Origin of the sequence: Acidiphilium sp. PM, assembly GCF_000219295.1 — a bacterium.
GTDB classification, from domain to species: Bacteria; Pseudomonadota; Alphaproteobacteria; order Acetobacterales; family Acetobacteraceae; genus Acidiphilium; species Acidiphilium multivorum.
On record NZ_AFPR01000475.1, the window covers coordinates 1 to 11,434 of the forward strand.

The window sequence follows — 11,434 nt, forward strand, 5'->3', positions numbered from 1 at the left end:
ACCGGCTTCTGCTGATCGGCGTCGGCGGCGTGGCGACGCCGGAACAGGCCCTCGCCAAGTTCCGCGCCGGCGCCAGCCTCGTGCAGGTCTATACCGCCTTCGTCTATCAGGGGCCGTCATTGCTGCCCCGCCTCGCCGCCGGCCTGTCCGCCCTGCTCGACCAGTACGGCGCCGCCACCCTCGCCGAGCTCGTCGGCCGCGATGCCGACCGCCTCGCGGAGATCGCTCCATGACCGCCGATACGATGAGCGTCGAAACCCTCGCCCATGATCACGACGGCTTCATCGTCGATCTCTGGGGCGTGGTGCATGACGGCGTGCGCCCCTATCCCGGCGTTCCCGCCTGCCTGCGCCACCTGCGCGAGGCCGGCAAGCGCGTCGTCTTCCTCTCCAACGCGCCCCGCCGCACCGCGCCGGTCGCCGCCGCCCTGGCCGCGATGGACATCGGCCCCGAGCTATACGACGGCATCATGACCAGCGGCGAAGCCGTCCGCGCTGCGCTGGTCTCACGCACCGAGCCCGATTTCGCGGCCCTGGGCGACCGTCTGTTCCATCTTGGCCCGCCGCGTGACCGCAACCTGTTCGATGATCTCGGCCTCGCCGAGGCCGACCGCCCCGGCGCCGCCGATTTCCTGCTCAACACCGGCCCGGACGATCTCGCGCCGCCCGACGATCCCGCCGCCTTCGATCCGTTGCTGCGTGAGGCCCTCGGGGCCGGGTTGCCGATGGTCTGCGCCAACCCGGACCTGGAGGTGATTCGCGACGGGCGCCGCATCATCTGTGCCGGCACGCTCGCCCAGCGCTACGCCGCCTGGGGCGGGCGGGTGATCTGGCGGGGCAAGCCCGATCCCGCCGTCTATCGCCCGACCCTCGACCTGCTCGGCACCGAACCTGGCCGGACCATCGCGTTCGGAGATTCGCTGCGCACCGACATCGCCGGCGCGAAGGCGGCCGGCATCGCCTCGGTGCTCGTGCTGTCCGGCATCCACGTCGCCACGCCGGCCGAGGCGCGGGCGGATTGCGCGGCCGCCGGGCTCGATCCGCGCGCCATCATCGGCGGGTTCCGCTGGTAAGGGTTCATCCCCGCGCCGTTTCGTGATAGCGCCGGGGTCATGACAATCCGCGTCCGTTTCGCGCCGTCGCCCACCGGCATGCTCCATATCGGCGGCGCCCGCACCGCCCTGTTCAACTATCTCTTCGCCCGCCATCACGGCGGCCAGTTCCTGCTCCGCGTCGAGGATACCGACCGCGAGCGCAGCACGCCCGAGGCAACGAAGGTCATCCTCGACGCGCTCGACTGGCTCGACCTGAAGCCCGACGAACCGCCGGTCTACCAGTCGACCCGCTATGCCCGCCATCGCGAGGTGGCCGAGCAGATGCTCGCCGCCGGCCAGGCCTATCGCTGCTACTGCTCCCGCGAGGAGCTTGCCGAGATGCGCGCCGAGGCCGAGCGGAGCAAAAAACCGTTCCGCTATGACGGGCGCTGGCGCGACCGCGATCCGGCCGAAGCGCCGGCCGGCGTCGATCCGGTCATCCGCCTGCGCGCCCCGCGCGAGGGCGAGACCGTGATCCACGATCTCGTCCAGGGCGAGGTGCGGGTGAAGAACGCCGAGCTGGACGACATGATCCTGCTGCGCTCCGACGGCACGCCGACCTATCTGCACGCCGTCGTGGTGGATGACCACGACATGGGCATCACCCATGTCATCCGCGGCGACGACCATCTGACCAACACGTTCCGCCAGGCCCAGATCTACGACGCGATGGGCTGGGCGCGGCCGAATTTCGCCCATATCCCCCTGATCCACGGCGCGGACGGTGCGAAACTCTCGAAGCGTCACGGCGCCGTCTCGGTCCTGCAGTTCCGCGACGAGGGCTATCTGCCCGAGGCGCTCTGCAACTACCTGCTCCGCCTCGGCTGGGGCCATGGCGATGCCGAGATCCTGCCCCGCGAGGAGCAGGTCGCGCTGTTCGACCTCGATGGCGTCGGCCGCGCCGCGAGCCGGATGGACTATGCCAAGCTGCTCCACGTCAACGCCGTCTTCCTCCGCGCCGCCGAGGACGAACGCCTTGCCGCCGATGTCGTCGCCCGGCTCGAACGCGATCACGGCTTTCCGGTGAGCACCGAGGCGGCGGGCCGCATCGCGATGCTGATGCCGGGGCTGAAGGACCGCGCCCGCACCCTGGCCGAACTGGCGGAATCCACCCTTTTCGTCGTTCGTGAGGCGCCGCTGCCGATGACCGAGAAGGCCGAAGCCCTGCTCACCGAGGCGGCGCGCGACGACCTCGCCGCCCTGCTGCTCGATTTCGACAAGACCGATTTCTCGAAGGCGGCGCTGCACGAGGCGATGAAGGCCTATGCCGAGCGCGAGGAGAAAAAGCTCGGCGCCATTGCCCAGCCGCTCCGCGCGGCGCTGACCGGCAGCACCGTCAGCCCGCCGATCGACGCGGTGATGGAAGCGCTCGGCCCGATCGAGGTCCGCAAGCGGATCTTTGCCGTCCTCGGCGAATAGCGCCGCCGTTGCCGGCCGAAAAAATGGCGGGCGCCGCAAGGCCGCCCGCCATTCGCGTTTCAGCCGGGGAGGGAACAGAACATCAGCGATTGACCGCCTTCAGCCCCGCTTCCGGATAGCGCGTTCCCGCCACCGCATCCGCCGGCATGATCCGCTCGATCGCGGCGAGGTCTTCCGGCGTCAGCGTCACGTCGAGCGCGCCGATATTCTCGTCGAGATAGGCCCGCCGCTTGGTGCCCGGAATCGGCACGATGTCCTCGCCCTGCGCCAGCACCCAGGCCAGCGCGAGTTGCCCGGCGGTGCACTTCTTCTCCGCCGCAAGCGCCTTCACCTTCCCGACCAGTTCGAGATTCTTCGCGAAATTCTCGCCCTGGAAGCGTGGGGCGTGGCGCCGCCAGTCATCGGCGGCGAGATCCTCGGGCCTTGCGATCGCCCCGGTCAGGAAGCCGCGGCCGAGCGGCGAATAGGGCACGAAGCCGATTCCGAGCTCGCGCACGGTGGCGAGAATCTCGCCCTCCGGCTCGCGCGACCAGAGCGAATACTCGGTCTGCAGCGCGGTGATCGGATGGACCTTGTGCGCCCGGCGGATCGTGGCCGGCGCCGCCTCGGACAGGCCGAGATGCCGCACCTTGCCGGCCTTCACGAGGTCCGCCATCGCGCCCACCGTCTCCTCGATCGGCACGTTCGGATCGACGCGATGCTGATAGTAGAGATCGATCGTGTCGATCCCGAGCCGCTTGAGCGAGGCGTCGCAGGCGCGGCGCACATAGTCGGGCCGCCCGTTGATGCCGACCCGCTGCCGGTCCTCGGTGAATTCATTGCCGAACTTGGTCGCGAGTACGATCCTGCTCCGGTTCGCCTTCACGAAATCCGACAGCAGGCGCTCGTTGTCGCCAAAGCCGTACATGTCGGCGGAATCGAAGAAGGTGATGCCGCGTTCCAGCGCGCGCTCCAACGTCGCGCGCGCTTCCGCCTCGTCGCGTCCGCCATAGAAATCCGACATGCCCATGCAGCCGAGGCCCAGGGCGGAAACCGTGAGTGATCCGAGTTTCCTTGTCTTCATGCGTCTCTCCGTCAGTTGATCCGCCGCCCATATGGGGCGTTCCGCCCCGTCATGCAGCCCCGTGCCGGCCAATGGCGCAACTTGTCCTTGATCCCGATCAAGGCTCGGCTTGTTGCGGTGCAGCAACATGGTGCCATGCCCGGCGCGCCGTGCGCCGGCACTTCGAGAAGGATCCGACCATCATGAAGGCTTGCATGACGGCTACCGGCGTCGCTGCGTTGCTCCTCGCCTCGGCGCTGCCGGCCGCCGCACAGGTGACTGGCCCGACCGGCTTTCACGCCGGCGACATCCTCGTCCGCCTGCGGGCGGATGGCGTCCTGCCGCGCAATTCATCGAGCGACGTATCGGTCATCGGCGGTCATGTGAAGGCGTCGGACACCGCGATTCCCGAGATCGACCTCTCCTATTTCTTCACGCCCCACATCGCGGTGGAGGCGATCGCCGGCACCTCGCGCCACAATGTCGAGGTCACCGGCTCGGCGCTCGGCACGGTGAAGGTGGGCAGCGTCTGGGTGCTGCCGCCCACCGTCACCCTGCAATACCATTTCGGCGGCATGGGGGATTTCGTCCCCTATGTCGGTGCCGGCCTGTCGGTCCTGTTCTATTACGGCCAGAGCACCGCCTCCGACCTCAAGTCCCTCGGGCTCGACTCGGTAACCTACCGCACGGGCATCGGCCCGGCGATCGAGGCCGGGTTCGACTGGCACGTGCAGGGACGCTGGTATGCGAACTTCGTGGTCAAGCAGATCTTCGCCGGCACGCGGGCGAGCGTCGGCCATGGCACGATCGTCGCGCATGCCGCGATCAACCCGACGATTGTCGGCGCCGGCATCGGCTACCGGTTCTGAACCGCACCGCACGGGCCGGCGCCCGCTGGCGTTGACGCCGGCCCGAGGCGCGCTTCCCGACTCGACAGACGCGCCGCCGCCCTGTATAGCGCGCCTCTCAATCGGAACGCGGGAGGCTCGGCCACGGGTGGCTGGGCCGTTGGAACCGCGGTCCATTGGCGTGTTCCGGGCTCGCCCGGCGGCACGCCTTCGGATCAGGAGTGCGCCTCATGGCGAAGAAAGTCGTCGGCTATATCAAGCTGCAGATTCCTGCGGGCAAGGCGAATCCGTCGCCGCCCGTCGGCCCCGCGCTCGGCCAGCGCGGCCTCAACATCATGCAGTTCTGCAAGGATTTCAACGCGGCCACGCAGGGGATGGAAGTGGGCATGCCGGTGCCGGTGGTGATCACCGCCTATGCCGACCGCACCTTCAGCTTCATCACCAAGACGCCGCCGAACACCTATTTCCTCAAGAAGGCCGCGGGCATCCAGAAGGGTTCGACCGCGACCGGCAAGGGCGCCACCGTCGGCAAGGTGACGATGAGCCAGCTGCGCGAGATCGCCCAGACCAAGATGGTGCACATGAACGCGAACGACGTCGACGGCGCGGTGCGCATGCTGGTCGGTTCGGCCCGCTCGATGGGCCTTTCGGTGGTGGAGGGCTGATCATGGCAAAGAACAAGCGGCTCGCGAAGGCTCAGTCCGCCGTCGATCGCGCGAAGCTCTACCCGGTGGTGGAGGCGATGGCGCTGGTGAAATCCAATGCCACCGCGAAGTTCGACGAAACCGTCGAGCTCTCGCTCAACCTCGGCATCGATCCGCGTCACGCCGACCAGATGGTCCGTGGCCTGATCTCCCTGCCGAACGGCACCGGCAAGACGCTGCGCGTCGGCGTGTTCGCCCGCGGCCCGAAGGCCGAAGAGGCGAAGGCCGCCGGTGCCGACGTGGTGGGCGCGGAAGACCTCGCCGAACTGGTGCAGAACGGCACGATCGAATTCGACCGCTGCATCGCGACGCCAGACATGATGGCCCTGGTCGGCCGGCTCGGCAAGATCCTCGGCCCGCGCGGCCTGATGCCGAACCCCAAGCTCGGCACCGTGACGATGGACGTGAAGGGCGCGATCACCGCGGCCAAGTCCGGCCAGGTCGAGTTCCGCGCCGAGAAGGCGGGCATCATCCATGCCGGTATCGGCAAGGCGAGCTTCGAGGCCGAAAAGCTGATCGAGAACGCCAAGGCTCTGGTCGATGCGATCCAGAAGGCCAAGCCGACGGGTGCGAAGGGCACCTATCTGCAGAAGGCCGCCCTGTCGTCGACGATGGGGCCCGGCGTGCGGGTGGATGTCAGCAGCCTGACAGCCTGACGAGATGCGCCGGGGCCTCGGCCCCGGCCATGACGGGATCGGCCGGTTCACGCCGGCGGTTCCGGACCTGTCCAAGACGGTATGTGGCGCAAGCCTTGAAGGGAGTTCTCCCGCACACCGGAGACGGGGATCGGAGCGTTTCGTTCCGATGGTTCCGATCTGAGGACAGGCGAACGGCGGCCGGGATGGTCCCGGCCGCTTGGGCAACCCGGCGGGATGCGGTCCAAACGCACCCCGCCTGACGAGTGGAGATCGACGTGGATCGCGCACAGAAGCGTGAATTCGTGGACCAACTCGCCGCGGTGTTCGCCGAGACGTCGATGGTCGTGGTCAGCCGTAATGACGGTCTGACCGTGGCCGATGTCACGGCGCTGCGCGTGAAGATGCGGGAAGCGGGCGCGCAGTACAAGGTGGCGAAGAACCGTCTGGCTCACCTCGCTCTGGAAGGGACCCGATTCGACGGACTGAAGCCGATGCTGAAGGGGCCGACCGCGCTTGCGTGGTCGCAGGACCCGGTGGCGGTGGCGAAGGTGGCCGTCGAGTTCGCCAAGACCAACGAGAAGTTCGTGCTGGTCGGCGGCGCGCTGGGGACGCAGATGCTCGATGCATCCGGCGTCAAGGCGCTCGCCGAACTGCCGTCGCTCGATCAGCTCCGCGCCAGCCTCCTGGGTCTCATCCAGGCGCCGGCGACGAAGGTGGCGGGTGTGCTGCAGGCTCCGGCCGGCCAGCTCGCGCGGGTCTTTGCGGCCTATGCCAGGGCGGATGAGGCCGAGGCGGCCTGAGACGACATGACGCAGGCCGGCACTCCCGGCTTGCATGGAACCAACTGAACGACTATTCTAAGGAATTGAACAATGGCTGATCTGGCAAATCTGGTTGAACAGCTTTCGAGCCTCACGGTTCTCGAAGCGGCGGAGCTTTCCAAGCTGCTCGAGGAGAAGTGGGGCGTTTCAGCTGCGGCTCCGGTCGCGGTCGCGGCGGCGATGCCCGCCGGCGGTGGCGCGGCTGCCGCGCCGGCCGAGGAGAAGACCGAATTCAACGTGATCCTCAAGGCCGCTGGCGACAAGAAGATCAACGTGATCAAGGAAATCCGCACGATCACCGGTCTCGGCCTGAAGGAGGCCAAAGATCTGGTCGAGGGCGCGCCGAAGACCGTGAAGGAAGGCGTGAACAAGGACGAGGCCGAGAAGATCAAGAAGGTTCTGGAAGAGCAGGGCGCATCTGTCGGCATCGAGTGATGTTACCCCGCGCCGCGCGGCCTTCGGGCCGGCGGCGCGACAGGACTGAAACTGGCGGGGCGCCCCCTGGCGCTCCGCCCGTTTGCCGTTGCGTGCCTCGGGTGAGGGCGGAGCGGCGGTTGATGACTGGCGGGGTTTCCCGCCGCTGACGCGGCGACGCCCGGGCTGATGGTAGCCCCGGGCCGCGGCGCGGTCACTGGAATATAGATCGGGGTCTGAGCATGAATGCGATTTCGGGTGGCCTGAACAAAGTTTCCTTCACCAATCGCAAGCGCATCCGCAAGAGCTTCGGGCGTATCCCTGAAACCACGCCGATGCCCAATCTGATCGACGTGCAGCGCGCAAGCTACGATGCGTTCCTGCAGATGCACGTCTCGCCCGACTCCCGCACCAATTCCGGCCTGCAGGAAGTCTTCAAGTCGGTTTTCCCGATCGACGACTTCGCCGGCCGCGGCCGTCTCGAATTCGTCTATTACGAGCTCGAGGAGCCGAAATACGACGTCGAGGAATGCATCCAGCGCGGCATGACCTACGCGGCCCCGCTGAAGGTGGTGCTGCGCCTGATCGTCTGGGACGTCGATGAAGACACCGGCGCCCGCTCGATCCGCGACATCAAGGAACAGCCCGTCTACATGGGCGACATGCCGCTGATGACCGACAACGGCACCTTCGTCGTGAACGGCACCGAGCGCGTCATCGTCAGCCAGATGCACCGCAGCCCCGGCGTGTTCTTCGACCACGACAAGGGCAAGACCCACAGCTCCGGCAAGTATCTCTTCGCCGCCCGCGTCATTCCCTATCGCGGCTCCTGGCTCGATTTCGAGTTCGACGCCAAGGACCTCATCTATGTCCGCATCGACCGCAAGCGGAAGCTGCCGGTCACCACGCTGCTCTATGCGCTGGAAGGCCGCGCCACCGAGGCGCTGCGCGCCGCCCGCGAGGCGAAGGGCGAGTCGCTGGAGATCGGCGAGATCCGCGGCATGGATGCCGAGGAAATCCTTACCTATTTCTACGGCAAGGTGCCCTTCACCCGCACCCGGACCAAGGACGGCGAAACCGCCTGGGCGCGCCCCTTCGAGCCGGAGACGTTCCGCGGCGCCAAGCTGGTCGAGGACCTGGTCGACGCCGAGACCGGCGAGGTCGTTGCCAAGGCCGATGACAAGCTGACCGCGCGCGTCGCCCGCCAGATCGCCGTGAAGACCCGCACGGTCCTGGTCAGCCGCGCCGACCTGATCGGCCGCTACGTCGCCGAGGATCTGTTCGACCCCAACACCGGCGAGATCTTCGCCGATGCCGGCGAGGAGATCTCCGAGGCCAAGCTCAAGACCTTCGAGGATGCCGGGCTGGACGAGATCCCGACCCTCGCGATCGACCAGGCCAAGGGGCCCTGGATCCGCAACACCCTCGCCGCCGACAAGAATGCCAGCCGCGAGGACGCGCTGATCGATATTTACCGCGTCATCCGCCCCGGCGAGCCGCCGACCTCGGAGACCGCCGAGGCGCTGTTCCGCGGCCTGTTCTTCGATGCCGAGCGCTACGACCTTTCGGCCGTCGGCCGGGTGAAGATGAACATGCGCCTCGGCCTTGAATGCGAGGACACGGTGCGCGTGCTGCGCAAGGAAGACATCCTGCGCACCATCCAGATCATGTGCGAGCTGAAGGACGGCCGCGGCCAGGTCGACGACATCGACAATCTGGGTAACCGCCGCGTCCGCTCGGTCGGCGAACTGATGGAGAACCAGTACCGCATCGGCCTGCTGCGCATGGAGCGCGCCATCCGCGAGCGCATGGGCTCGGTCGATATCGACGGGGTGATGCCGCACGACCTGATCAACGCGAAGCCGGCGGCCGCCGCGGTCCGCGAGTTCTTCGGCTCGTCGCAGCTCTCCCAGTTCATGGACCAGACCAACCCGCTCTCGGAAGTGACGCACAAGCGCCGCCTCTCGGCCCTCGGTCCGGGCGGCCTCACCCGCGAGCGCGCCGGCTTCGAGGTGCGCGACGTGCACCCGACGCATTACGGCCGCATCTGCCCGATCGAGACGCCGGAAGGCCCGAATATCGGCCTGATCAACTCGCTCGCCACTTTCGCCAAGGTGAACAAGTACGGCTTCATCGAGACGCCCTACCGCCTCGTGAAGGACGGCAAGGTGCTCGACGAATACAAGTATCTCTCGGCGATGGAGGAAGAGCGCCTCACCGTCGCCCAGGCCGATGCGCCGAAGCTCGCCGACGGCACGCTGACCGAAGACCTCGTCTCGGTCCGCCGCAACGGCGATTTCCGCCTGGTCAAACCCGACGAGGTCACGGCGATCGACGTCTCGCCGCGCCAGCTCGTCTCGGTTGCCGCGGCGCTGATCCCGTTCCTCGAGAACGACGACGCCAACCGCGCGCTGATGGGCTCGAACATGCAGCGCCAGGCGGTGCCGCTGATCAAGTCCGATGCCCCGCTGGTCGGCACCGGCATGGAAGCGCCGGTTGCGCGCGACTCGGGGGCGACCATCGTCGCCCGCCGCGCCGGCGTGATCGACCAGATCGACGGCGCCCGCATCGTCGTCCGCGCCACCGGCGAGGACGGCACGACCCAGGGCGTCGACATCTACCGCCTGCGCAAGTTCATGCGCTCCAACCAGTCCACCTGCATCAACCAGCGCCCGCTGGTCCGCGTGGGTGACCGTGTCGGCGCCGGCGACATCATCGCCGATGGCCCGTCGACCGAGCTCGGCGAACTCGCGCTCGGCCGCAACGTGCTCTGCGCCTTCATGCCCTGGAACGGCTACAACTTCGAGGACTCCATCCTGATTTCCGAGCGGGTCGCGCGCGAGGACATGTTCACCTCGATCCATATCGAGGAATTCGAGGTCATGGCCCGCGACACCAAGCTCGGCCAGGAGGAGATCACGCGCGACATCCCGAATGTCGGCGAGGAGGCGCTCCGCAATCTCGACGAGGCGGGCATCGTCTATATCGGCGCCGAGGTGAACCCCGGCGACATCCTGGTCGGCAAGGTCACGCCGAAGGGCGAGAGCCCGATGACGCCGGAGGAAAAGCTGCTCCGCGCGATCTTCGGCGAAAAGGCCTCGGATGTGCGCGACACCTCGCTGAAGCTGCCGCCGGGCGTGAACGGCACGGTGGTCGACGTGCGGGTGTTCAACCGCCGCGGCGTCGACAAGGACGAGCGCGCGCTGGCGATCGAGCGCGCCGAGATCGAGCGCCTCGCCAAGGACCGGGACGACGAGCGGGCCATTCAGGAGCGCGCCTTCCTGAACCGCCTGCGCGAGAAGCTGCTCGGCCAGGTCGCCGGCTCCGGCTACAAGGGGGTGCGCTCGGGCACCGAGATCACCACCGAACTGCTCGCCGAGATCCCGCGCGGCGCCTGGCGCAACCTGACCGTCCAGGACGACCGGGTGATGGCCGAGATCGAGACGCTGAAGCGCGAGTTCGACGCTTCGGTCCACAAGCTGCAGCAGCGTTTCGAGAGCAAGGTCGAGAAGCTGCAGCGCGGCGACGAGATGCCGCCCGGCGTGATGAAGATGGTCAAGGTCTTCATCGCGGTGAAGCGCAAGCTGCAGCCGGGCGACAAGATGGCCGGCCGCCATGGCAACAAGGGTGTCGTCTCCAAGGTCGTGCCGATCGAGGACATGCCGTTCCTTGAAGACGGCACGCCGGTCGATGTCGTGCTCAACCCGCTGGGCGTGCCCTCGCGCATGAATGTCGGGCAGATCCTCGAAACCCATCTCGGCTGGGCCTGCGCCAATCTCGGCCGGCAGATCGGCGAGGCGGTCGAGGCCTATCAGCGTGACGTCGCCGAGCGCGAGCGCCTGCACGCGATGCTGAAGAGCGTGTATGGCGAGGAGATCTACAACGAGCAGATCGCCTCGATGTCGGATGCCGAGCTGCGCGAGCTGTGCGGCAACATCCGCAAGGGCGTGCCGATCGCGACCCCGGTGTTCGACGGTGCCCGCATCACCGACATCGAGGACATGCTGGCCAAGGCCGGCCTCGACGTCTCCGGACAGATGACCGTCTGCGACGGCCGCACCGGCGAGCAGTTCGAGCGCAAGGTGACGGTGGGCTACATGTACATGCTCAAGCTCGGCCACATGGTGGACGACAAGATCCATGCCCGCTCGATCGGCCCCTACAGCCTGGTCACCCAGCAGCCGCTGGGCGGCAAGGCGCAGTTCGGCGGCCAGCGCTTCGGCGAGATGGAGGTCTGGGCGCTCGAGGCCTATGGCGCGGCCTACACGCTGCAGGAAATGCTCACCGTCAAGTCGGACGACGTCTCCGGCCGCACCAAGGTCTACGAGGCGATCGTCCGCGAGCAGGACAATTTCGAGGCCGGCGTGCCCGAGAGCTTCAACGTTCTCACCAAGGAACTGAAGTCGCTCGGCCTGAACGTCGATCTCAACCTGTCCGTGGACTGACCAGGACCGT

The 11,434-nt window shown here is 67.5% G+C and carries 9 protein-coding genes and 1 pseudogene; 9 read left to right on the plus strand and 1 reads right to left on the minus strand.

All coding sequences use genetic code 11. The features are described from left to right. The 3 genes and pseudogenes from APM_RS14665 to gltX form a co-directional block, all read left to right on the plus strand. Positions 1–233 (plus strand): annotated as a pseudogene (locus APM_RS14665) (dihydroorotate dehydrogenase (quinone)); the annotation flags it as partial. Beyond that, entirely contained in the window at positions 230–1,072 is an 843-nt protein-coding gene (locus tag APM_RS14670; protein WP_007424159.1) for a TIGR01459 family HAD-type hydrolase, read from the plus strand. The pseudogene APM_RS14665 and the gene APM_RS14670, both read left to right, overlap by 4 nt. A 39-nt stretch (positions 1,073–1,111) precedes the next feature. Then, positions 1,112–2,512: a glutamate--tRNA ligase gene (gene gltX, locus APM_RS14675; RefSeq protein ID WP_007424160.1), complete on the plus strand. Its 1,401-nt coding sequence runs from the start codon at positions 1,112–1,114 to the stop codon at positions 2,510–2,512. Positions 2,513–2,594: 82 nt separating this feature from the next. On the opposite strand, the gene APM_RS14680 is transcribed toward gltX, so the two are convergent. After that, the gene (locus APM_RS14680; protein ID WP_007424161.1) at positions 2,595–3,575 is read right to left on the minus strand and encodes an aldo/keto reductase; all 981 of its coding nucleotides are present in this window, start codon (positions 3,573–3,575) and stop codon (positions 2,595–2,597) included. 194 nt (positions 3,576–3,769) lie between these two features. On the opposite strand from APM_RS14680, the gene APM_RS14685 reads away from it, so the two are divergent. From APM_RS14685 to rpoB, 6 genes are all read left to right on the plus strand, one after another. Then, the gene (locus tag APM_RS14685) at positions 3,770–4,423 is read left to right on the plus strand and encodes an OmpW family protein (RefSeq protein ID WP_241763170.1); all 654 of its coding nucleotides are present in this window, start codon (positions 3,770–3,772) and stop codon (positions 4,421–4,423) included. A 209-nt stretch (positions 4,424–4,632) separates the two neighbouring features. Continuing rightward, positions 4,633–5,067, plus strand: coding sequence for a 50S ribosomal protein L11 (gene rplK, locus APM_RS14690; RefSeq protein ID WP_007424163.1), 435 nt, complete (start codon positions 4,633–4,635; stop codon positions 5,065–5,067). Between the two features lie 2 nt (positions 5,068–5,069). Further along, entirely contained in the window at positions 5,070–5,762 is a 693-nt protein-coding gene (gene rplA, locus APM_RS14695; RefSeq protein ID WP_007424164.1) for a 50S ribosomal protein L1, read from the plus strand. A gap of 257 nt (positions 5,763–6,019) precedes the next feature. Beyond that, positions 6,020–6,544: a 50S ribosomal protein L10 gene (gene rplJ, locus APM_RS14700; RefSeq protein WP_039888922.1), complete on the plus strand. Its 525-nt coding sequence runs from the start codon at positions 6,020–6,022 to the stop codon at positions 6,542–6,544. A 72-nt stretch (positions 6,545–6,616) separates the two neighbouring features. After that, entirely contained in the window at positions 6,617–7,000 is a 384-nt protein-coding gene (rplL, locus tag APM_RS14705) for a 50S ribosomal protein L7/L12 (protein WP_007424166.1), read from the plus strand. Positions 7,001–7,221: 221 nt separating this feature from the next. After that, complete coding sequence (gene rpoB / locus APM_RS14710) at positions 7,222–11,424, plus strand: DNA-directed RNA polymerase subunit beta (RefSeq protein ID WP_007424167.1); 4,203 nt, start codon at positions 7,222–7,224, stop codon at positions 11,422–11,424. Positions 11,425–11,434: the final 10 nt, after the last annotated feature.